Origin of the sequence: uncultured Planococcus sp. (genome assembly GCF_947501725.1) — a bacterium.
GTDB classification, from domain to species: Bacteria; Bacillota; Bacilli; order Bacillales_A; family Planococcaceae; genus Planococcus; species Planococcus donghaensis_C.
On record NZ_CANMXD010000003.1, the window covers coordinates 307,473 to 329,666 of the forward strand.

Below are 22,194 nucleotides of genomic sequence, written 5' to 3' on the forward strand. Positions count from 1 at the left end.
CCCTTTCACTCTTTAGTTCTTAATGATAGAAATAACCAGTTCCCTCGTCTTTGTTTCCGGCAATATTTTCAATTGTTTTAAAAGGCGTGCCCGCTCAATTTGACTAAGCTGTATTTGTGGCTGAAACTCACTTTCGATGATTTTGCCCTTTTGCTGAACCATATTTTTGCTTTCTGGCACTTCCCTCACCCTTCCGGCCTGAAGCACATTTTGTGCTGCCTGTACAACTAGTGCGTCCTCCTCGAACAGGCGATAGGAGTTTTCAGTTTGTTGTCGACGATCCAACTTTTCAGGCAAGCGGACGATTATGTATTCTGTCAGACCCGTCAATGAAAAGCTCTCAACAATCATTTCTGCCAATCGTTTGGCAGCCTCCATTAGATTATGCGGCTTTGCTGCCTGCTCTGAAGAAACAAGTACAAAAGTGCTGATGCGATAGCGGCTGGCCGCTTCTGAAATATTATTTGTTCCAAAGACATTCGAGTACAGCATTTCGCCCGATTTCTCTTCCGTAAAATCAATTTGCTGATGTCCAGCCGTATGATAGATGGTGTCGGGACGGTGGCGACGGACTGCTTCAAAAAGCCGCTTCTTATCCTGCACATTCACAATAAGAGGAATAATTTCGCTATTCCTATTCAACAGCTTCTGCAGCTGGTGCTCGACAATATAGATGGAGCGTGGTCCATGTCCAAGCAATAGGATCCGGTCAGGCTGAAATTGGATCAGCTGCCGGCTGATTTCTGAACCGATCCGGCCGCCCGCACCGGTCACCATAACAGTTTTCCCTGTTAGATGCGGTGCCGTCAGCAAGACCGCATCTTCAGGTTTTTCTTCAATATTTTCAAATCCGACCAGTATGAATTGACGGATCTGGCGAAAGAAGACAAGAAACGGCGGTAGAGAATGATGAAGAATTCCGAGTAATCGTTGTTTATGCACCTTCATTCATTTTCTCCCTTTCCTATCGAATGGACCGAACTAGCTCGTATAGTTGTGATAATAATAATTTTCTTTATTCAGCGGATAATTATTCAATACGACACCCAGGATGAATGCTTTTGCGGTCGCTAAGGAATCACGCGCTTTTTCAACACTTTGCTTTTCAGATTTGCCGGTATTGACGACCAGCACCGTACCATCGCATTTATTTGCCAGAATTTTGGAGTCCGTTACAGATAGGATTGGCGGCGAGTCAAAAAGCACGTAATCATACAATCCCCGCATCTCTTCCATCAATTCATCCAACGCATCCGACTCCAGCAATTCAGCTGGATTTGGTGGAATCTGTCCACTCATCAGCAGGTCCAAATTTTGAATGCCGCTGGCTTTCACTGAATGTTTGAGCTGTCCTTTTCTGAGTAATAAGTTGGAAAGCCCGGTATTATTCCCTAATTGGAAAGTCCGATACAAACTCGGCCGCCGCATATCCGCATCAATCAGCAATACCTTTTTGCCGGTTTCTGCAAAGACGATAGCCATGTTTGCAGCGGTCGTCGATTTTCCCTCCTCTTTAGAAGCAGATGTGAATAGGATGATCTTCGAATCCAGTCCAGGTGTCGAAAAGTTGATGTTGGTCCGGATGGTCCGGTATTGTTCAGCCGCAATCGATTGTGGATTAGTACGAGCCACCAATTTTCGCGGCATTAACCTTTTTGTCTTTTTCGTTTTCTGCATGGATATCCTTCTCCAATCTGTCTTTAAGATTTAATGGTTTTTCCATTTTTAAATTGCTGTCTACCGGACTGACCACTCCCAAAATCTGCAGTCCTGCCATTTCTTCGATATCCTCTTCAGAACGGACAGTCGTATTCAATTGCTCCAGGATCAACGTGATGCCCACCCCGAAGACCAATCCAATAATGGTTCCAATGGCCATGTTGAATACAGGGTCGGGACGAATGGGCTTGGCATTCGGATTCGCTTCCGCTGCAGCCAGTACACTGACATTGTCCACCTTCATCATTTGCTTGATTTCCGTTTGAAAAACCTTCGCTGTCGTATTGGCGATCAGCACAGCCTGCTCCATCGACGAATCTTCAACAGACAAGGTGACTACTTGTGAACTTTCGATATTGTTGACTGTAATCCGTTCCGTCAGCGAAGCAACTGATTCATTCAGCTCTAATTCCTCGATCACACTGGACAAAATCGCCGGACTTTTTATGATGACATTATACGTTCCGATCAATTGAAGGTTAGTATCGATATCCAGACTATCGAAACTCTGGCTGCCCGCCGTATTTTGATTGATCAGGATTTGTGTAGTTGCCTGGTATACCGGCTTCATGATGGTATAGCTCGCAACAGCGCTGAAGACAATGAAAGCCAAAGTGACGAGAATGATCAATGCTTTTCTCTTCTGCATCGCTTTCAGGAATTTGTTCAGGTTGAATGTGCTCTCCATAAGTAGGTCCTCCTAAGATTTATCCTTTGTACAGTTGATCATAAGGAGTTAAGGTTAAATAGAAGTTAAATAATCTTAAAATTCTAATAAAAGAGAATTCTTTTGAAAAGCGTACTTATTTTCGCAAAAAAAGCATCCGGCCTGGGTAAGCCGAATGCCTTTCAGTCCAATATGAATTTGTAGCCAAAGCCCCTTACAGTTTGGATGAAGTTTGGATTAGCGGGGTCCCTTTCGATCTTTCTCCGCAAATTACTGATATGCACTTTTACTGTCTGGACATCCCCTTCGGAATAATAACCCCATACTTGATCGTATAATTGTTCAGCCGTCCAAACCCGATTAGGTGTCTGCGCCAACAGCAGCAATAATTGAAATTCCTTATGGTAAAGCTTCACCGGTTTTCCCGCAATGTAAAGTTCACGCGCATCTACATGAATGTGAAGATCTTTGTATTTGATGATCGTCAGCTGATCTTCTTCGGCATTCTTCCATCCATTTCTCCGAAGTATGGCACGGATGCGGGCCTCCAATTCATTAAAATCGAAAGGCTTGGTGATATAGTCATCGCCTCCGGCTTCGAGCCCCTGAATCTTATACACCAGCTCTTTCCGATAGCTGACAAATAGAATCGGCAGAGTCGTCTTCAGACGGATTTTCTCACATACTTCCAACCCATTCATGCCCGGCATTTCGACATCCAGCAAGATCAGATCCGGCTTTTCCTTTTCCAGCAGTTCAAGGGCATGAAAACCATCTTCAGCCTGCAGCACGCTGTAGCCTTTCTTTAAAAGGAATAAACGCATCAATTCACGAATTCCTTCATCATCGTCCACTATCAATACAGTAGCATCCATTTTTCATCCACCCCTTAATGGAAATTCAGCGGCAGTACAATGTTAAAGACGCTTCCTTTCCCTTCTGTACTGTCTGCCCAAATCTGTCCTTTATGGGCTAAAATAATTTCTTTGGCGATCGCTAGTCCAAGACCGCTTCCTTTATAGGCGGTCGAACTGTCGATCTTATAGAAACGATCGAAGATATAAGGCAAGGCTTCTTTATTGATGCCACAACCATTATCGCCAATCCGAATCACCAGTTCTCCGTCCATTTCTTCATTCAGTGACGCATCTTCATTATTTCCGGCCAGTATTTCGATAGATAATGTGATTCTGCCTTCCTCTGCAGAGGTATGTTTGACAGCGTTCCAGAGGATATTGGAGATGACCTGGTCAAGACGATCCAGGTCAATGGCCAAAAGCGCTCGTCGGATATCATCCCGATTTTCCGTTCCGAGAAATTCGAACGTCCGCCCACTCTGTGTCACATCAGATGCCATGGATTCTACGAGACGATCCAACCATCCCTGCAACTGTCTTTCCTCAAAGCGCAACGTCATATTCCCTGATTTGTATTTGGTCAACTCCACAAGGTCTTCTGTCAGGCGTTCCAAAAGCAGCAGCTTTTTATGGATCATATCTAAATAGCGCGGATTATTCTCTTCGATTAAACTTTCTTTCACTGCCTGGATATAACTATGGATCAACGTAATCGGGGTGCCAAGCTCGTGGGAAATCGCTGACAGCATTTCGTTTCTGGACTTTTCGATCTCCTGAATTTCGTCATTGACAGTCAACAGATTCATGTTGGTGATTTCAAGTGCCATCGTCCGTTCTTTGACATTGCGTTCAAGAAAATAATTCAAGTTGGTGATTTCCTGGGTCAGGCTCCGCATATTCGCCAGGGTTTCGACGCGCAGTAAAAACTCTTCCTTGTCGCAGGGCTTCAGCAAATAATCATTTGCCCCCGCAGTAAAGGCTTCTTTTTTTTCACGCAGCCCATCCACGTGCGACAGCATGAGGATCGGCAGTTCCGTCAAGGTGAAGTCCAAGCGGATATGGCGGCATAATTCATCTCCTGTCATATCCACTAAATGTCCATCCATCACAATCAAATCCACCGGTTTATGCCCCAGCAGCTGCATCGCTGCTTTTCCGCCTTCCACACCAACAGCCTGATAGCCGGCTGACAGCAATTGGCGCAATAGGACAAGACGGTTGATTTCTTCCGAATCGACGACCAGGATGTGAAGATTTCTTTTTGTTGTACTTTCTTTCAGCATGGAATCAGCTAATTGGGATGCGGTCAATTCCTTTATGCCCGATTCGAAGCCATCCGAAAATCCCCATCCCAATTCATCTTTATGAATCGGCAAAGTGAAGCTGAAAGTTGAGCCGGTTCCCATATACGACTTGGCCTTCAGTACTCCTCCTTGAAGTTCCACTAAATTTTTGGCGATTTTCAACCCTGTGCTTTTATTTTCATGCAGCTCTTCCTGTGCACCATCCTCTTCAAATAAAGAAGGAATCCGTTTCTCCTGGATGCCCGTCCCGGTGTCCTTTACTGATATTTCCAGCTGATTTCCCAAAACGCGGGCTGAGAGGGTGATCTCTCCTTTATGTGTATATTTGATGGAATTGTCGATCAGATTAAAAAGGATTTGCTGGACACGCTCCGGATCAGCCATTGCTTTCGGCAACGAAGCAGGAACGGTATGATAGAGCTCAACTGACTCAGACCGCAAAAGCGGCCGACACAGCGAAATAACGTTATCGCAAAGCTCGTCAATTTCAGTCGCTTCCACATGCAGCTGCATATGGGGCTGCTTCATTTTTGAAGAATCCATAACATCATTGACTAAATGCGCCATGTTTTTTCCGCTTGCCACCAATTCTTTCAATTGATTTGCGACTAAAGGCGATATTTTCCCCGCGGTGGATTCCTGAAGTGATTCCGCAATGCCGATCATGCCGTAAAGCGGCGTGCGCAAGCCATTGGTGGTGAATGCCAATAACTCATCTTTTCGCTTATTTGCATGTTTCAAGGTTTCGATTTCCATCAATTGGCGTTTATTCGCTTGACGTTCTTGATGACTGTGCTTATCGAGATTCGTTCTTTCTTTTACCAGCAACCCTTTTGAGGCAAAAAACAAACTAATTGCACTGACTAGATAAAGTACGTATGGCAGCAGCTTTACATAGGGCAAAATAGCTGTTGCCGTCAGAAATGTAATGACCAATGCAGTGACTGATAGAAACAGGGAAAAAGCATAAGGAGCTGCGTAGGAAACCCCTTTGCTCCAGGCCGAAAGGGAAATCCCCAAAGATAAGCTGAGCGACAGGAAAACAGCTAGACACAAGAACACATCAGCCATGGGATAAGAAAAGAAAGAAACCACCATCGACAGCAAGACAAAGAAAGTCATTGCTGCAAACAACCCGATAAATTTGTGGCTTTGCAGAGCGGATGGCAATAGCTTCTTCGTGATGAACAAGGTCATGATGCCAGCTGTTCCAAAAAATGCCCAGACAGTTTTTCGGATCAGCCCTCCCGTTTCCGGCCAAATATACGCAAGACTCAATCCGGTCCAAGTTGACGCAACGACAAAGACGGATAGCGCCAACACAAAGAGATATAGGAAATTTTTTTGTCGGTAATTGAAAAACCACTTGATGCAGCCTGCTGATAACAATAAGATCAAGCCGCCGAGTAAGCCGATGATTGCGGTTATCTGCCGACTCTGTGCATCAAAGGCTTCATGTTCCCAAATCGTTAAAGGAAGATACATCGCTCCCTGTGATTCAATTCTTATGAAAAACGTAGTTTCTGCATTCTCCAACGGCAACAGTTCGAAGACCAAATGATGATGGGGATGAGCTTTTTCTGAGTTCGAAACGGTAGTTCCCAACTTAACCATGTCAAACCCTCCCGAAACTTCTGGGGAATAAAGAATCGCTTCATCAATGGAGGGGTTGGCAAGTTCAAGAAGCCATTCCTTGCCCTCTGACTGATCCTCAACAGTAAAGCTTAGCCAATAAGCAGCGAAGCTTAATCCAGCATTCGGAATTACTTCTTCATTTGAAATGAACTTCCAATTATGCGGAGGCTGCTGCAGCTCATCCACTTCAAGTGTCCCTTGTCTATCCTCCAGGATCTGTAAATCAGCGATAAGAGGCATCTCTTTAACTTCTTCAGTTAAAGTTATGGCTCCACCGCTGCCTGTTTCTGCAGTCGTTTTTCCGATAGCAAGAAAAAAGAAAGAAATCCAAAGAATGCAGCAAATTCTAATAAAAATAGAAGTTTTCCGATTGGATCCTTTCATTTCCTCACCTCAACTATTCGAATAATCAATAAATTGAATTCCCTATGATCAGGTCGCGGGATTGCTTAATAACTTGTTGGTACAAAGCCTTTTCTTAAAGACATAAGAGAAAAAAGGTATATTTGTTTATATAAAAATACAATTTATGGATTTTTAATAGGATGTATGATTTAACGAAATCATAACATTTTTCACAGAAAAAGAAAACTTATTTTGTATCCGAAAATTCAATCATTACCTTTTACCCACTATTTTTACCAAATTATAAGAATCCATCAAATCGCATCATAAAAAACCCTTAGCTTCCACCAGCTAAGAGTTCTGAAATTTCCCTGCTTGTTTACGTTGCTGTCTATTCCTTAACGCTTTCAAATACACTTGCAGCCAACACCTCTTTCAAGTAGCCGTCGACCTGGCCATGATATGCTTCACCTTCGCCGCCAAACAACCCGAAATGGCCTGCGATACTGGTGATCACTTTCAATTCGCTGTCCGGAATCAATTGCTGCTCTCTTTCACAATCACCCGTAGAAAGAACTTATTACTATCAATGGGTATTACAAAAGTCTTTGAATAATAGAAATTAAAAAGCATGAGCTATTTCTGCTCATGCCGGACTCACGTGAAATGAATTTTTCTCCTGCTTCTTCGCTTTATACATGGCCATGTCAGCACGTTTCATCATCACGGAAACTGAAACCTCTTCAGCTGGCGCAAGGGCGATGCCCATACTGATGGAAATCTTCAGCGACAATCCCTGCACTTCAATCGGCTTTTCCATCACCCGATAAATTTGATCCGCGATTTCCGCGACTTGTTCTTTGCTTTCGGTGTCTGCCAACAAGATGACGAATTCATCCCCGCCCAAGCGTGCAGCCATGTTCTCTCCTTGAATGCAGCTATTCAACCGGAATCCGAATTCCTGGATGACGGCATCTCCTGTTTCGTGTCCCCATTGATCGTTGATTTCCTTAAAATCATCTATATCGAGGATAAGAACCGCCAAACTCTTTCCACACCGTTCATTGAGTTCCAATTGAGACTTTGCATACTCCTGGAAGTTCCGCCGGTTCGGCAACTCTGTCAACGAATCGAAATAAGCGAAATGCTTGAGCTGGCTCTCATACTCTTTTTGGATGGAGATATCCCGCGCCACCATCACCATATGGTTAAATCGATCTTCTTCATCGAAAACAGGAGTACCGTTGATTTCCGACCAAACCCATCCTTTGTTTTTATGGAGGAGCCGCAACTGCATTAAGTACGGGGTTCTTTTTTCTGCCGCTTCGTTGAAAGCCTGCTGGAGGAAATCGACATCGTCCGGATGCACATTGTAAAACGGCTTCTGTCCGACAATCCCATCTGCTTTATAGCCGTAAATAGTTTCTACTGAAGGTGAGACATACAGATAATTTTTGTCCCGGTCCATCAATATGATGACGTCATGAACATTTTCAGCGATGATCCGAAAATTCTCTGCTCCTTCCTGATACAGGCTCGCAATCCTGTCGAGCTCCGTCATATCTTTGATAATCATATAGAAACCCGTTTTTTTAGATTCCGGGTTTATTGGAATGAACTTGACTAGACAGACAATGGATATGTCTGATTTAAAAGTGAATTTAAGGCGGCGGTCTTTGACTTCACCTGCCATCGCCGATAAGAAATGCTCGTTTGCCTGTTCCCGCTCTTTCAGCATAATGAAATCAACAAAATTCTTTCCTGCCAGGTCTCTCATGAAAAACCCGCTGAGCTTCTGTCCCGTAGCATTTCCCCCCGTAATACAGCCTTCGGAATCTAAGGTGAATATTGCAGCCGCACTGCTGTCGAATAAAGGACGGTAGCGAGCGCTGCTTTCCTCCAACCGCTGGCGGATTCCTTCACTTTGCAGTAAAGCGGTTTTCTCTTCAGTGACATCGGTTACAAGACCCACTATATGAGTACATTTACCTTCATCATTAAAGAAAGGGGTCAAAAGGCTTTTCGAATAGAACAAACGGTTTGCACGAGAATGATATGAATCTTCATAGCTGATACTGCAATTCCCCCGGAGAACTTCACTATATTTCCTCTTCAAAAACTCCGCTTTTTTTACGGAATGGACTTCATCAATGGTCTTTCCAATTGAGGCTGGAGTTAGCAGTGTCCGCTCCATTACTGCATTGTTGAGAAACTCATAAGCGAAAGAATCATTATCATTTACTTTCACAACAAATACCATCTCTTTAATGCCTTCCATCAATATGCGTGCAAAAGATAATGAACCTGCTTCACTCGTCATGGCTGTTCCTCCTATTAACTTGCTGCTGACTCAGTTCCGAGAAAAACTCTTTTAATAGTGTAGCAGAAAATAATTCCAATTGAAACTTTTGACCTACCTATTATTAGAAATTTACTGGCTTCGTTTTGGTCGATATACCAATAGCCTGATGGCAAACTTACTTTCTAACCATAGAAAGAATGGAAAACTTAGTGGAACGGATAGGGGTCTTGCATTTTATAAGCGAAATAAACTCCTGTTAATTGTCAGAAAGTAATGCCTCTTTCTGTGCACTGGCCACTTCATTGTATATAATAAAACCAAAAAGGGGAAAAAGTATGTGCCTTATCAACCTTCAATTTCGGAACCACCCAACATACAAATTAATTGTCGCTGCGAACCGGGACGAATTCTACGGACGGCCTGCTGCGCCCGCTCATTTTTGGGAAGATGAACCTCATATTTTAGCTGGGCGTGACTTGACCGGGATGGGCACTTGGTTGGGCGTGACCAAGCAAGGGCGGATTGCCGCTTTGACGAACTTTCGGGATCCCACTAATCTGGAAGCGGGCCGGTTATCGAGAGGTGCAGTCGTCAAAGATTTTTTGGCAGGTACAGATTCTCCAGCAGACTATTTGCAATCGATCGATCCGACACACTATGCCGGATTCAACATCATCATGGGCGATGTAAAGAAACTGGTCTACTATAACAATATTCAAAACGAATCCTATGACATTCCACCGGGTACCCATGGACTGAGCAACCATTTCCTGAATACCCCCTGGCCCAAAGTGACAAAAGGTAAAGAACAACTTGCTTCCTATATGGCACAGACTGATCAGCCGGATATGGAAATGCTCTTCACGATACTGGCAGACGCTGAACAGGCACCTGATACCCATCTGCCGGATACTGGAGTTGGATTGGATTTAGAACGCATGCTGTCTCCCATGTTCATCAAAACACCGGATTACGGCACGCGTTCTGCAACCGTGGTCCTGATTGCACATGACGGCACCCTCACCTTTGCCGAAAGAAACTACGAAAAAGGTGAATTCAAAGAAGACACTGTTTTCGAATTCAAAATTGAGCAAGAGAATACCGCAGAATAAGAAGAAGCCCGGCAATTTTCCTGAGGAAATGCCGAGCTTCTTCTTTTTCACTAGACTATTTATGTCTGCACGCTTAGGTTTCAGGCTTGTTCAGCAGCTTCACTTCGGCAGAAGGATTTGAGCATCTGCAATTAATCAGCTATTGCAGTCCGTACAGCGGCACTCCATCTTCTTTCACTTGGATGCGCCAGACCTCATTTTTCGAGGATTCGGTGATATACAGGTAGCCGTCATGGAATGTCAGATTGGTCGTAAAAGTACCCGCATCTTCAGGCAGACGAATAGTTCCATAACTGAATCCTCTTGCATCCTGAACAACAATTTCACCTGCCTGGAAATGGGCTACGTACAAATTGCCCTTTTCATCGACTGCCAAACCATCGGGCCCGATGCCCCCTTCATAATATCCGAAGACAAACGGTGTTTCAGGTGAGGGTGGTGCATTCTTAGCCGGAACAGACAAAACGCTGTTTTTCGCAAATTCTGAGATATAAACACGTTGTCCATCAGCGGAAATCGCAACTCCATTCGGATAGGCGATCTTTTCTGCGAACAGTTCAGGCTCCGTACTGCCTGCCGGAAGATAGAAGACGCGTCCCACCGGATTGGTCGCACTCGAGCCCATCGGTTCTGTGAAATACAAGCCGCCTTCTTCGTCGAATATCAAGTCATTCAATCCATTTAATGGTTTGCCTTCATACGTGCTTACGGCAATTTCACTGTTTCCGGTTTCAGGATCATACGCATGAATCACTCCTGATATATCCGTAATGAAAAGGCGGCCGTCTTTATGGAACTTCGCGCCTACCGGACCCGGATATTCTCTAACATGCTTGACCTCGCCATCTTCCACTTTCAGAAGTTCTCCTGACATCGGGCTCACCATCCAAATATTACCCTCACGGTCGAAGTTGATCCCTTCCATAAACCCTTCTTTTCCAGCAACAACCTTTTCCCACTTGGCTTTGGAAGGAATAATTTCCGAAATGTCATGCCGCTCCCCTTTTGGCACAGGCGCTTTTTCATATGCAGATTTGGCTCCCACAAACGTCGCTGCTACCAGCAGAAAAACCATCAATAATGCGATTGCCAATCCTTTTTTCTTCATATCCAGATCCCCCTTTTTTTAATGAACAAATTTAATTCACACTTAAAATGGTCTTTTCAATAAAGCAATCATGTTTTATCAATCACATAAATCCAGCTGATGTCGCCGAGATATGAAACTGCTCATACAGAATATACAGGGGTGCTTCACCTTAAACAACCAGAATAATTGCTAGAGAACAATAAATACTCAGTAACTATTTATCTGTTTTATCAAGTTTTTATTTGCTAAACTAAAGGATTGTGTGGCATTTGAGGAAAACAGCCTCAACGTGTATCATCTAAAAAATAGAGGATAGACAATCTTGTAAAAGGAGTGTTTTAAGTGGTGTCACCAAATGAGAAAGACAGCGAATTTATACAGATTACAGACTTCGAGGAATTTGAGGAGACCCATCAGATAGATAAAGTTATCAAAACCAGTTCCTTATATACAATAAAACTGATCTCCGGAAAAAACACTCCAGACTTTTGTCGTGAAGTTTTACTTCTTGAACATTTGCCTGCCAAAAAATCTGAGGCTTATCTTTGGGTCCATAAGGTAAATTCCGACGCTACTCAGATTGAAGTGATGAGAAAAATCAATACAGCTTTAGAAAGTTTTTTTGAAAATGGCAGCAAGTAGCTACTGAAAAACACATAAAAAAGGAGATGGAAGGCAGGATTTTCTGCCATTCCATCTCCTTTTCTTTGCCATTACCGTTTACTTTTTAGTGGAATCCATATTTCGGATACGTACTCTTCCTGGTAAGGATCACCTTCCGGATAAACCTCCAGTTCAGCGGTTCCGGCATTCTCATACTGATTGGATGGAAACCATTCCGAAAAAATCTGCTTCCACACTTTTGGCATGGCATCCGGCATAGCACCGTGCACTTCAAAGATCCCCCATGTTGATGCCGGTACTTCCAAATGAGAAAGGCCTTCAGGTACGCTTTGTTTACTTTCAGCAGCAATCCAATAATCCATGGTCTGGCCGTCCTGGTAGTCGGCGCAAATGCCCAATAATCCCTTGATTTCCCCATCATTCAAACTGGCAATTAGGCCGCTCGTGCCATTGTGATTCAGTTCCTCCCACATTTTCGGAATCCCTGCCATGTTCTCTCCACCTGTCAAAGAGAACTGGCGTTTTAGCCCGATTGCTTGAAAACTTTGCTTCTCTACAATGCGATACTTCATTGGATCTGCCCCTTTCAAATTTACTTGGATCACCAGTCGGTTAAAAGCTCGCAGTTCCCCTAAGTTTTTTCTGGCTTCACTTGGTGTGACGCCATGCTGCCGACGAAACGCTTTTGAAAAAGCTTCGGGCGTGTCATAGCCATATTTGTAGGCGATATCGATGATTTTCCGGTTCGTTGCCGAGAGCTCCTGCGCCGCTAAGGTCAGTCTCCTTCTACGTAAATATTCAGCAACTGAACAATCTGTCAATATTGCAAAGGTCCGTTGAAAATGAAAAACAGAAGCGTTTGCCTGTTCGGCAATTTGATCAATCGTCAGCGCCTCTTCCATATGCTCTTCCATGTAATCAATGGCACGTTGCAGCGATTCCACCCATCCCATAGCCCTCACTCCTTTAGCTGATTTTACCAAGCAAAGCGCTGTTCGTCCTGTCTTTTTGTGCTGACTGCAGACAGTAAAAAACGTTTGTAAGTGCATTGAAGCACTTTACAAACGTTCACAATTCATCGATGAATTGACTTTTGTTGAATTAAAGGCAAGCATCTTAGAATCCGCACTGCAGCTTATTCAAAAGAAACCCGCATGCTTTCAAAAAGGCGTTTGTATTCCGGATACCAATGTTCCCATTCCAATGTCCGCTCAATTCCTTTTTTGTCAAGAAGTGCTTGAAGGACATCCAGGCAGACATGCCAACCCGCGACATCTTTCGGCGTATGGTCGGTGAGTGCCTGGATCGTTTCCACCAGCTTGAGCCGGGTTCCGCCTTCTTCCGGTGTAAGTTTGAACAGGACATGATCTTCGCCCCACTCAAACCCCAAACGTTCTCTTTCCTCATAATCCGTGATCGCCATTTTCTCGAAATTGCCATGCCCCATATCAAATGTCAGGTAGCCATCTTTGCCAGATTGCTCTATCTGCAATCCCGCAAACCATCGATGAATCTTCTGATTGTCCGTCAGCATCTGCCAAACATGTTCCGGTTCATGAGCCAGTTTCCGATCAAATACCGCTTTATATCCTTGTTGAGTTCGGGTGACCTCTGCAATCATTGGAATTCCTCCTTATTGGATTGTTACTATACTTATACCCCCACAGGAGGAATGCAATCCGTTCGAGATGGGTATAATAAGAGCGAGGAGTTGAAGCAACATGAGATTAGGTTATGCCTGCATGAACACTGAATTGAAAACGATCTTCAGAACCTTGCGTGTAGCGACTGCAGAAACGGAAGGAACTGGAAAGATAAAGGAATTGACGATGAAGAATTTTGAGACCACACTCGAAATCCTCCGTTGGAACCTGAAAAATGATATTTATTTCTACCGTGCATCCAGCTCGATCGTCCCATTATCCACCCATCCGATAAATGACTGGATCTGGTGGGAAGATCCAGAAGTACTGGCTATCACAGACGAAATCCGCTCGATGGTCGAAACACATGAGATGAGGGTATCTGTACATCCTGGCCAATACACTGTCCTTAATTCACCGAAACCGGAAGTGGTGCGAAAATCGATTGAAGACCTTGAATATCACGACAAACTGATTCAGCTGCTTGGCGGCTCGGATATCATCCTCCATACCGGTGGCGCATATGGTGATAAAGAAGCAGCCAAACAGCGTTTTGCGGAAGCTTACCTTGCATTGTCCCCAAGCATACGCCAGCGGCTTCGATTGGAAAATGATGATAAGACCTTTACTGTCAGAGATGTTCTGGACGTCCACGCTGTATGCGGAGTGCCTGTCTGCTTTGACATCCATCATCACAACTGCAATAACGACGGCACACCAGTCGATTATGCAGAAATCCTGAAAACCTGGGAAGGCTACGGCACACCCAAAATCCATATCAGTACAGGCAAGGAAGGTTTTACAGATCTTCGCCATCATGACCTTGTTTCTGAAACGGACTTCAATGAATTATTGCTCTTACTCGGCGACACGGATGCGGACATCATGTTCGAAGCCAAACTGAAGGAGCAGTCTGTGCTTCCTTTTGTACGTCAATTATTGCGTAAATGAATAAAACAGCAGTCTCCGCGGAGACTGCTGTTTTATTCATTTTCTGAGTTCGCAAAATTCGGGAATTCCAAGGTGAATTCCGTACCTTTTCCTTTTTCCGAGTCAACCAGGACTTGGCCATTCATTTGGCTGACGATGCTGTAAGTGACCATCAATCCAAGTCCGGTGCCTTTGATTTTATTTGAAAAATAAGGTTCTCCTAAGCGCTGCACTTCTTCTTTCGTCATACCGACACCTTTATCCGTCACTTCCACCCAAACTTTGGCAGGAGATGACTTCACTGAAATTGAAAGTGTCCCTCCATCCGGCATCGCTTCTATGCCATTCCGGATGATGTTGACCAGGGCCTGCTGAAACTTATGGCGATCGACCAGGATTTCAACAGTCTCATCCATTTCAGCAAAATGCACTTCCACATCTTTTCCCGTAGCATATGGTGCCATGATTTTGAGGACATGACGAACCTCAGAAGCAGCAGCAGTTGGCTCAAGCTGCCCATAAGTCGGCTTGGCATAGACAAGATAATCATCGATCAAATCTTCTGCAGCATTGATTTCCCTTAAAATCAGGTCATGAAACTCCACTTGTTTTTCACGGCTGTATTCGTATTCTTTCATCAGCTGAATAAAACCTTTGATGCTCTGCAGGGGATTTCGCAGTTCATGCGATACCGCTGCTGCAAAATGGCTGACTGTCTCCATTTTTTCATGCTTCAGCAGGGAGTTGTACATGTACTCCTGTCTTTGCATATGTTCGATCAGCAAAGCCGTCAAAACGATGATCGTCCCCTGGTTGATCATCAGCATCACCCAAATTCCGATGATGTCGTCGAGCGGATCCCCAAAGAAGAAGGCACCTGCAAACATATTGAACAACAGCGAGGCAATCGAAATGCAAAATACCAGCGCGATTTTTCTAAGCCGGTTGATGCGCATATACAAAGGCCGCAGAAACGGCACGCCGGCAGCGATGACAAATTGATTGAGGATCGCGATGTACATCCCGTCCCCGCCGATAAAAATCCGGCCAATAGAGGATACAAGAAAAAGCATGGCCGAAACAATCGGACCGCCGTAGAGAGCTCCTACGATCATTGGTACTTGACGCAGGTCGAAAATATATTGGTCTGTCAAAAATTGATAGGGAAACAGCATACACAAAATAATTGAAATCGAAAAAAGTACGGTCATTGTAACGCGATGGCTGACGAAAAAATTTCGTTGGCCCGCTGTCGCCAGCATCTGATAGACGATGATTGGAAATATGATGAAAAAGATATTATTGATCATGCCTGTCATCATTGCTTCCATAGATGTCACCCTCATTTCTTTCCACTGCGTCATTCATTATACAATCCGAATTTATTCACTACCACCTTTTTCTGTATTCTCTTCCGTGCAATTGGTTTGACTTTTATTCCCTATAAGGATGAGCAGTCGTATCTTTCAGCTTCTTCAGCAGACGCTCACGCCTTTTCTTCATGCCCGCAAGTGAAATATTTTCCGCAATGGACAGTTCCGGAAGGCTGCATCCCTTTACATACAGTGCTTCCAACAGCCGCTTTTCCTGTCCATTCAATTTACCCACATCCAGCCAGTCAGGCAGACCATCCACCATTTCTTCCCTGTCTTCTTCCTGGGCTCCGGCGCCTTTAGGGGGGAGCTGGTCATTCCTTTTGGTTTCGCGCTTCAACTCATCAAGCATCGCTCCTTTGATACTACGGTACGCAAAAGGGGTGAAATTTCCTTTTTCATCTTCAAAACGCTCCCACGCCTGCCATAGCGCGATAGTGCCGATTTGACGGAAGGTCTCGTAATCACGGTAAATATGAAGTTTGCGGATAACCGCAGAAATCATCGGTGCATATTTTACTGCCACTTCTTCAAAGTCTTTCATGATCGTATCCTTCTGAACGTTCATTTATTCCCGGGTACGTTTTAGATTAAGATAAGAAGAGACTTGTATCCACTTGCTCAATAGGTCATTTGTCGTTATAAAAACTGAATTCATAGCTGGCGTACAGTTTGTATGACCTACATAATTGTCAAAACAGTATCTATTTTCAGAAATATAGATTGCTTCACTAACTTGCGAATGGTAGAATTTTCATGTGTTGAGAAAGGGGAGCTTGTGACAGTGAAGAAGTATCATGAAAATTTAATTGATCGTTCGGTGTTGTTTGTTGAAAATTATTTTGAAATGGAGCGAAAGTCCAAAATTGTAACAAAGGACGGCGTTTTTTATTCCCAAGACTCGGTTCTGACTTTAATCGATAAGGCTTGTATGATGTTTGCATCGACATATGAAGGCCGAGTGAAAGCCACGCGGCATAATCTCAAGCAGCATCAAAAAACAACACTTCTCATCTCGGAAGATGGATTGGCCGCCTATCCCACCAAGTCTCCTGATAAACCTGACTGCGTTTGGATCTTCAATCATCATTACCGGCTGGAAGCGATAGCCCCAAACAGGACGCGTATCCTGTTTGACGAATTCAATGTTTCGACAGAGGTCAATGTCTCTATCGGCATCCTGCAAAAACAGCGAAGCCGAATGTATGAAATGATGTATTATTACTCAGACGTCCGTGAAAGAAACAGGTACTGACGCCACAAGTTAAGACACCTCTCTCTGCACTGGCTTGAAGGCCAATGCAGAGAAAGGTGTCTTTTTTTAGGTGTTTTGACTATGCAGGTTTGTTAGTTGCGGCTACATGGCCGCCTTCGCTTTTCTTATTGTCCAGCTCCAGCGGCCAACTCCTCGGGTCATAAGCCACTCTGGTGTCTAGTTCAGCGCCTAGCTCTTCGGGTCATAAGTCAACCCAGCTGTGTGGTAAAAAACGCCACTTCGCCGGGCTGCCTTATGCCTGTCAGAGCTAAACAGGCACTTCTACTTTTCGTGCTGTGCGGCTGAAAACACGCCGCTTCGCCAGAGCGTCTTATGCCTTTCGGAGCTGAACGGCCGCCTTCGCTTTTCTTATTGTCCAGCTCCAGCGGCCAGATTCTAGGGTCATAAGCCAACCCAGCTGCGTGGCAAAGAGCGCCACTCTGCTGGTCTGTCTTATGCCCGTCGAATCTACACGGGCGCTTGCGCTTTTCTTTTAAGCAGCATCATCCCTCATCAACAAAAAAGCGATTTCGATGGCCCAGTTGTCTAAATCAACTTCTATTTCCGGCTCGGATACATAAAATTCAAAACGGCCGTTCCAGATTTCATCTTCCCCTTCCCACCGTTTATCGATGTCCAAGCCTTCCTGTACCGCCCATTGCTCCAGTGCATCAAGGGATTTATCCAGGTTGTCGGGGTGCCCTTTGTGCAAAGCGGATAAATAGGAACCGCCGGGTATATAGCTTGCCATCACACGTTGATCCCCTGTCACCATCCGTTTTACGGGTACCCCGACTTCCATCTTGTACTTTCCTTCTGAATCGCCCATGCACCAATAACGGAAAAATGGAGCTCCTGCAGGTTTAATCCCTTTCACTTTCAGCCAGTCAAACAACTCTCCCACGAGCCCGTTGACTTCTTCCCAGTCCGACAGCCCCGCCAAAATCGGAATGCCGACGTAGGGTTGTTCTGTCCGTTCCTCAACAAATGGTTCACTGATATATTTCTGCACCATCCATTCCACTCCTCTATTTCCGAATCAAGCTAATACTAACTAGTATTCTATACCCGCCGAGACATTCCTTTAAATCGTCTCTGGAAATTTCGGGATGCCCCAATCCTTAAAGGCTTCTTCTCTTATCAGCTGTACCGTTCGATGGAAGTGAAAGCCAGCCATGAAATTGACACAAAATCTGAAGCTCTTCAAATTGACTTTGCTTAAGCTAAACTATAATCTGTAACAAGTGACTGACTGGTCACTATACGTGACCAATTGGTTCAGGAGGGCTCTAATGGACAAAAGAACTGAAATAATGAAGCAGGCTGTGCACTTGTTTTCTTCGAAAGGCTTCCATCAAACATCTGTTCAGGAAGTGGCACAAGCCGTCGGCATTTCCAAAGGTGCTTTCTATAAGCATTTCGATTCGAAGGAAAATATGTTTGTCGAAATTTTAAAGCAGTATCACGATGAAATCTCGACGGAAATCGCCAATTTCCAACAGGCCCCCGGTTCCGACTCCAAGGATGTCTTTAAAAAGAAACTTGAGATTGAGATTGAACGGACCCTCTCCAATCAGGAGTTTTTCATGATGGTATTCAAGGATTTACCGCTCAGCGACAGCGAAAAGTTGAGTTCTTTGTTCGGAGAACTGCGGCAGTCGACCATCACCCTGCACAAAACCATCTTGTTGGATACTTATGGAACGGATATCGAACCGTTTCTGCCCGATTTGGTGACGGTACTTGAAGGCTTGATGCAACAGTACATCATTACGCTGGTGATTGAGAAAAAACATGTACAGATTTCAAAACTCGTCAATTTCATCACAGCTACCATTGATGCAGTAGTCGACAAATTAGAAACGATGGAACCTGTATTGACCGAGGCGCGTTCTCCGGCCGCGACGATGGAGGAAAGCTTTCAGCAAGTTGCTGAAAAAATAAAAGCCTCTGAAACAGATCCGGAAAAGTTGCTGGCTTCATTAGCTTTGCTGAAAGAGCAAGTCGGCAAAGAAGAGCCGCAGGATTTTCTGATTGAAGCTTTGCTGGTCTATCTGAAACAACATCCTACCATTAAGAATGAAGTCATTTACCTGGAGAATTTTATTTAACTTAAAGGAGCCAAGAACTTGAAGAAAATCATTGATTTTTCCCTTAACAATAAATTTGCGATATGGATTTTGACCATTATGATTGTTGTTGCCGGCCTATATGCAGGATTGACGATGAAACAGGAATCCATTCCAAGCATCACTTTGCCTGCTGTAACTGTCGTCACTACATACCCGGGTGCTGCACCTGACGAAATCATGGAAGAAGTCACCATTCCGATGGAACAGCGCATTCAAAACATGAATGGCGTCGAGCTGATGACATCCACATCGATGGCAAACGCCTCCACCATTCAAGTCCAATACGATTTTGATGTCGATATGGACGAAGCGGCCCGCGAATTGGAAGATGCTTTATCCCAGATTTCGATTCCCGAAGCAGCCAATGAGCCACAGGTTTCCCGCCTCAGTTTGGATGCCTTTCCTATCCTGACATTGAGCATCAGCAATTCGGGCAGTTCACTTGAAGAGTTGACAGCCACTGTTGAAGACAATGTGCTGCCCGCCCTTGAAGGTGTATCCGGTTTGTCCGACGCACAGGTTTCCGGCCAGCGCGTGCAGAAAGTCACCATGGCCTTTGATCAGGAAGCTCTTGCACAATATGGCTTGACTGAAGAAACGATCCAACAATTGATCCAAGGTTCGAAGCTGACCTTCCCACTGGGATTGACGGAATTCGATGGAGAACTTAAAAACCTGGTCATCGATGGCGATATCACATCTGTCGATGATTTGAAGAACCTGCAGATTCCAGCGATCCCTCAAGCAGCAGCTGCTGCTCCAGGCGAAGTACCTCCTGCTGCTGCGGGTGCCGAGGGTCCTGCCGCTCAAGCTCCGGCTGCACCTGATGTCGCTGCGGGCGCACAGCCCCCATCTGCTCAGGCACCTGCTGCTGTTCCTACTACCATTCCTACCGTCGCATTAAGCGAATTGGCGGAGATTGAAGTAGTCAGCGAAGCGGAATCGATTTCACGTACAAACGGTGAAGAATCAATCGGAATCTCGATTGTCAAATCGCCTGATGCCAATACCGTTGAAGTGGTTAATGAGGTCAAAGACATCGTCGCAGATGTCGAGGAAGAGTACGGTTTGACCGTTTCCTCCACTTTTGACCAGGGTGAACCCATTGAGAAATCGGTGGAAACGATGCTCAGCAAAGCGCTCTTCGGTATTTTATTCGCTGTCGTCATCATTTTGATGTTCCTGCGCAGCTTTAAAACGACATTGATTTCGATCATTTCCATCCCCTTGTCGTTATTGATGGCGATTTTCCTATTGAACCAGATGGACATCACGTTGAATATCATGACACTTGGTGCATTGACGGTCGCAATCGGACGCGTAATCGATGATTCGATCGTCGTTATTGAGAACATCTACCGCCGTATGGCCTTGCCGGGTGAGAAACTGCGCGGCAAAGAATTGATCCGCGAAGCAACGCGTGAAATGTTCCTGCCGATTTTTTCATCCACCATTGTCACAATCGCAGTATTCCTGCCGCTTGCACTGGTCAGCGGACAAATCGGCGAATTATTCCTGCCGTTCGCATTAGCAGTCGTCTTTGCATTATCAGCTTCGTTATTGGTCGCTGTAACCATCGTTCCGATGATGGCGCATTTGATGTACCGCAAGCAATTGCAGAATCTGGGTACTCCTAAATCTGCACAAAAAGAACATAAGCCAGGCAAAATGGCAGCCGGCTATAAACGCATTTTGGAATGGTCATTGAATCATAAAATCATTACGTTCGGTGGAGCTTCCGTAGTCCTTGCGGCAAGTTTGTTCCTGATCCCGGTTATCGGTGTCAGCTTCCTGCCTGAAGAAGAACAGAAAATGGTCATGGCTACTTACAGCCCGGAACCTGGCCAGACGCGCGAAGATGTAGAAGCCATTGCACTTGAGGCAGAAGCTTCCATTGACGGACGCGAAGGCGTTACCTCATACCAATATTCGCTTGGCGGAGGAAATCCGTTGGCTGCAATGGGCGGAGGCGGAGATAATTCCGCGTTGTTCTATATTGAGTATGATGACGAATTTGAAGAATTCAGTGATGAAAGCAAAAAACTGATTGAAGAATTGAACGGATCCACTGAATCCGGGGAATGGGCAAGCCTGGACTTTGCTGCTATGGGAGCAAGTGGCCTGGAAATGTTCGTCTACGGAGACAACGTGGAAGATATTCAAACCGCAATCGATGAAATCCAGCCATTCATGGAAGATAACGATGGCCTGGAAAATACAGAATCCAGTTTGACTGAAGCTTATGACCAGTTCACATTAGTGGCCAGTCAGGAAAGCTTGAGCGAAAACGGCTTGACCGCAGCTCAAATCGGCATGGCGTTAAGTGGAGTCGGTGAAGCACCGGTTTTAACCACTGTCACGAATGAAGGCGAAGAGCTTAATGTCTATATCGAAACAGAAGAAACTGAGTATGCCGGGATTGATGATGTAACGGATGTAGAAATCCCGACAGCACTTGGGACGACGGTTACCGTTGGCGACGTCATGGAAGTGGAAGAAGGCAAATCGCCGGATACCATCAACCGCAGAGATGGGCAAATGTACGCTTCCCTGACTTCAGACGTCCTCGGCAACAATGCTGCTGAAATCACGGCTGATATCGATGAGCAGGTTGCAGAGCTTGACTTGCCGGCTGGTGTAACGACTGACCACGGCGGCGTGACTGAACAGATCAATGAATCATTTACGCAGCTTGGCCTGGCCATGCTTGCAGCCATTGCGATCGTTTATTTTGTACTGGTTGTAACTTTCGGCGGCGCACTCGCTCCGTTCTCCATCCTGTTCTCGTTGCCTTTCACTGTAATCGGTGTTCTGGTAGCCTTATGGATTACCGGAGAAGCCTTGAGTGTCAACGCATTGATCGGCGTCTTGATGCTGATCGGAATCGTTGTCACCAATGCAATCGTCCTGATTGACCGGGTCATCCACATGGAGAAAGCCGGATTGACGACGCGCGAAGCCCTTCTTGAAGGCGGCGTGACACGTCTGCGCCCGATCCTGATGACTGCTTTGGCTACAATCGGCGCGTTGATCCCGCTTGCGATTGGTGTTGAAGGCGGAGGCGGCGGATTGATTTCCCAAGGCCTCGGCATCACGGTTATCGGTGGATTGATCAGCTCTACTTTATTGACATTGGTCATCGTGCCGATCGTTTATGAAGTCGTATCGAAATTCCGCAAGAAACAAGTAAACTAAATTTGTTGTGA

The 22,194-nt window shown here is 45.1% G+C and carries 19 protein-coding genes; 6 read left to right on the forward strand and 13 right to left on the reverse strand.

The window, feature by feature from the left end; translation table 11 throughout:
• Window positions 1-12 precede the first annotated feature (12 nt).
• The 7 genes from Q0785_RS06105 to Q0785_RS06135 form a co-directional block, all read right to left on the reverse strand.
• Complete coding sequence (locus Q0785_RS06105) at window positions 13-948, reverse strand: polysaccharide biosynthesis protein (RefSeq protein ID WP_298827050.1); 936 nt, start codon at window positions 946-948, stop codon at window positions 13-15.
• A 33-nt stretch (window positions 949-981) separates the two neighbouring features.
• On the reverse strand, window positions 982-1,677 hold the full coding sequence (locus Q0785_RS06110) for a CpsD/CapB family tyrosine-protein kinase (protein WP_298827052.1): 696 nt from the start codon (window positions 1,675-1,677) through the stop codon (window positions 982-984).
• Window positions 1,619-2,407: a Wzz/FepE/Etk N-terminal domain-containing protein gene (locus Q0785_RS06115; RefSeq protein ID WP_298827055.1), complete on the reverse strand. Its 789-nt coding sequence runs from the start codon at window positions 2,405-2,407 to the stop codon at window positions 1,619-1,621. The genes Q0785_RS06110 and Q0785_RS06115 overlap by 59 nt, the downstream gene beginning before the upstream one ends.
• Window positions 2,408-2,568: 161 nt before the next feature.
• Window positions 2,569-3,261, reverse strand: coding sequence for a response regulator transcription factor (locus Q0785_RS06120; protein WP_298827058.1), 693 nt, complete (start codon window positions 3,259-3,261; stop codon window positions 2,569-2,571).
• A 14-nt stretch (window positions 3,262-3,275) separates the two neighbouring features.
• Complete coding sequence (locus Q0785_RS06125; RefSeq protein ID WP_298827060.1) at window positions 3,276-6,566, reverse strand: ATP-binding protein; 3,291 nt, start codon at window positions 6,564-6,566, stop codon at window positions 3,276-3,278.
• A gap of 352 nt (window positions 6,567-6,918) precedes the next feature.
• Entirely contained in the window at window positions 6,919-7,068 is a 150-nt protein-coding gene (locus tag Q0785_RS06130; RefSeq protein WP_298827063.1) for a hypothetical protein, read from the reverse strand.
• A 105-nt stretch (window positions 7,069-7,173) separates the two neighbouring features.
• The gene (locus Q0785_RS06135) at window positions 7,174-8,847 is read right to left on the reverse strand and encodes a diguanylate cyclase (protein ID WP_298827066.1); all 1,674 of its coding nucleotides are present in this window, start codon (window positions 8,845-8,847) and stop codon (window positions 7,174-7,176) included.
• 317 nt (window positions 8,848-9,164) lie between these two features.
• Here Q0785_RS06135 and Q0785_RS06140 point away from each other — a divergent pair, with 317 nt between their 5' ends.
• Window positions 9,165-9,941: an NRDE family protein gene (locus Q0785_RS06140; RefSeq protein ID WP_298827069.1), complete on the forward strand. Its 777-nt coding sequence runs from the start codon at window positions 9,165-9,167 to the stop codon at window positions 9,939-9,941.
• A gap of 139 nt (window positions 9,942-10,080) precedes the next feature.
• Here Q0785_RS06140 and Q0785_RS06145 read toward each other — a convergent pair whose 3' ends face one another.
• Complete coding sequence (locus Q0785_RS06145; RefSeq protein ID WP_298827072.1) at window positions 10,081-11,049, reverse strand: SMP-30/gluconolactonase/LRE family protein; 969 nt, start codon at window positions 11,047-11,049, stop codon at window positions 10,081-10,083.
• 324 nt (window positions 11,050-11,373) lie between these two features.
• Here Q0785_RS06145 and Q0785_RS06150 point away from each other — a divergent pair, with 324 nt between their 5' ends.
• Window positions 11,374-11,673 (forward strand): hypothetical protein, encoded by a 300-nt coding sequence (locus tag Q0785_RS06150; RefSeq protein ID WP_298827075.1) that lies wholly within the window; start codon window positions 11,374-11,376, stop codon window positions 11,671-11,673.
• Window positions 11,674-11,744: 71 nt separating this feature from the next.
• On the opposite strand, the gene Q0785_RS06155 is transcribed toward Q0785_RS06150, so the two are convergent.
• Complete coding sequence (locus Q0785_RS06155; RefSeq protein ID WP_298827079.1) at window positions 11,745-12,608, reverse strand: AraC family transcriptional regulator; 864 nt, start codon at window positions 12,606-12,608, stop codon at window positions 11,745-11,747.
• Between the two features lie 182 nt (window positions 12,609-12,790).
• A complete protein-coding gene (locus Q0785_RS06160; protein WP_298827082.1) occupies window positions 12,791-13,276 on the reverse strand; it encodes an SRPBCC family protein in 486 nt (161 codons plus the stop codon).
• A 100-nt stretch (window positions 13,277-13,376) separates the two neighbouring features.
• Here Q0785_RS06160 and uvsE point away from each other — a divergent pair, with 100 nt between their 5' ends.
• The gene (gene uvsE, locus Q0785_RS06165; RefSeq protein ID WP_298827085.1) at window positions 13,377-14,249 is read left to right on the forward strand and encodes a UV DNA damage repair endonuclease UvsE; all 873 of its coding nucleotides are present in this window, start codon (window positions 13,377-13,379) and stop codon (window positions 14,247-14,249) included.
• A gap of 32 nt (window positions 14,250-14,281) precedes the next feature.
• Here the strand turns inward: uvsE and Q0785_RS06170 are convergent, their stop codons facing one another.
• Both Q0785_RS06170 and Q0785_RS06175 read right to left on the reverse strand, forming a co-directional pair.
• Window positions 14,282-15,559: a HAMP domain-containing sensor histidine kinase gene (locus Q0785_RS06170; protein ID WP_298827088.1), complete on the reverse strand. Its 1,278-nt coding sequence runs from the start codon at window positions 15,557-15,559 to the stop codon at window positions 14,282-14,284.
• A 103-nt stretch (window positions 15,560-15,662) separates the two neighbouring features.
• Complete coding sequence (locus tag Q0785_RS06175; RefSeq protein ID WP_298827091.1) at window positions 15,663-16,145, reverse strand: sigma-70 family RNA polymerase sigma factor; 483 nt, start codon at window positions 16,143-16,145, stop codon at window positions 15,663-15,665.
• Window positions 16,146-16,385: 240 nt separating this feature from the next.
• On the opposite strand from Q0785_RS06175, the gene Q0785_RS06180 reads away from it, so the two are divergent.
• The gene (locus tag Q0785_RS06180; RefSeq protein WP_298827094.1) at window positions 16,386-16,856 is read left to right on the forward strand and encodes a competence protein ComK; all 471 of its coding nucleotides are present in this window, start codon (window positions 16,386-16,388) and stop codon (window positions 16,854-16,856) included.
• A gap of 493 nt (window positions 16,857-17,349) precedes the next feature.
• Here the strand turns inward: Q0785_RS06180 and Q0785_RS06185 are convergent, their stop codons facing one another.
• Window positions 17,350-17,871 (reverse strand): GyrI-like domain-containing protein, encoded by a 522-nt coding sequence (locus Q0785_RS06185; protein ID WP_298827097.1) that lies wholly within the window; start codon window positions 17,869-17,871, stop codon window positions 17,350-17,352.
• A gap of 277 nt (window positions 17,872-18,148) precedes the next feature.
• Here Q0785_RS06185 and Q0785_RS06190 point away from each other — a divergent pair, with 277 nt between their 5' ends.
• Complete coding sequence (locus Q0785_RS06190) at window positions 18,149-18,967, forward strand: TetR/AcrR family transcriptional regulator (RefSeq protein ID WP_298827100.1); 819 nt, start codon at window positions 18,149-18,151, stop codon at window positions 18,965-18,967.
• Between the two features lie 18 nt (window positions 18,968-18,985).
• Window positions 18,986-22,183, forward strand: a complete 3,198-nt coding sequence (locus tag Q0785_RS06195; RefSeq protein ID WP_298827103.1) for an efflux RND transporter permease subunit — start codon at window positions 18,986-18,988, stop codon at window positions 22,181-22,183.
• The last annotated feature ends 11 nt before the right edge of the window (window positions 22,184-22,194 follow it).

Excerpts from the sequence above, each read along its gene's own strand:
- Q0785_RS06105 (WP_298827050.1), bottom strand. The coding sequence starts at position 948 with ATGAAGGTGCATAAACAACGATTACTCGGAATTCTTCATCATTCTCTA.
- Q0785_RS06110 (WP_298827052.1), bottom strand. The coding sequence starts at position 1,677 with ATGCAGAAAACGAAAAAGACAAAAAGGTTAATGCCGCGAAAATTGGTG.
- Q0785_RS06115 (WP_298827055.1), bottom strand. The coding sequence starts at position 2,407 with ATGGAGAGCACATTCAACCTGAACAAATTCCTGAAAGCGATGCAGAAG.
- Q0785_RS06120 (WP_298827058.1), bottom strand. The coding sequence starts at position 3,261 with ATGGATGCTACTGTATTGATAGTGGACGATGATGAAGGAATTCGTGAA.
- Q0785_RS06125 (WP_298827060.1), bottom strand. The coding sequence starts at position 6,566 with ATGAAAGGATCCAATCGGAAAACTTCTATTTTTATTAGAATTTGCTGC.
- Q0785_RS06135 (WP_298827066.1), bottom strand. The coding sequence starts at position 8,847 with ATGACGAGTGAAGCAGGTTCATTATCTTTTGCACGCATATTGATGGAA.
- Q0785_RS06140 (WP_298827069.1), top strand. The coding sequence starts at position 9,165 with ATGTGCCTTATCAACCTTCAATTTCGGAACCACCCAACATACAAATTA.
- Q0785_RS06145 (WP_298827072.1), bottom strand. The coding sequence starts at position 11,049 with ATGAAGAAAAAAGGATTGGCAATCGCATTATTGATGGTTTTTCTGCTG.
- Q0785_RS06155 (WP_298827079.1), bottom strand. The coding sequence starts at position 12,608 with ATGGGATGGGTGGAATCGCTGCAACGTGCCATTGATTACATGGAAGAG.
- Q0785_RS06160 (WP_298827082.1), bottom strand. The coding sequence starts at position 13,276 with ATGATTGCAGAGGTCACCCGAACTCAACAAGGATATAAAGCGGTATTT.
- uvsE (WP_298827085.1), top strand. The coding sequence starts at position 13,377 with ATGAGATTAGGTTATGCCTGCATGAACACTGAATTGAAAACGATCTTC.
- Q0785_RS06170 (WP_298827088.1), bottom strand. The coding sequence starts at position 15,559 with ATGGAAGCAATGATGACAGGCATGATCAATAATATCTTTTTCATCATA.
- Q0785_RS06175 (WP_298827091.1), bottom strand. The coding sequence starts at position 16,145 with ATGAAAGACTTTGAAGAAGTGGCAGTAAAATATGCACCGATGATTTCT.
- Q0785_RS06185 (WP_298827097.1), bottom strand. The coding sequence starts at position 17,871 with ATGGTGCAGAAATATATCAGTGAACCATTTGTTGAGGAACGGACAGAA.
- Q0785_RS06190 (WP_298827100.1), top strand. The coding sequence starts at position 18,149 with ATGGACAAAAGAACTGAAATAATGAAGCAGGCTGTGCACTTGTTTTCT.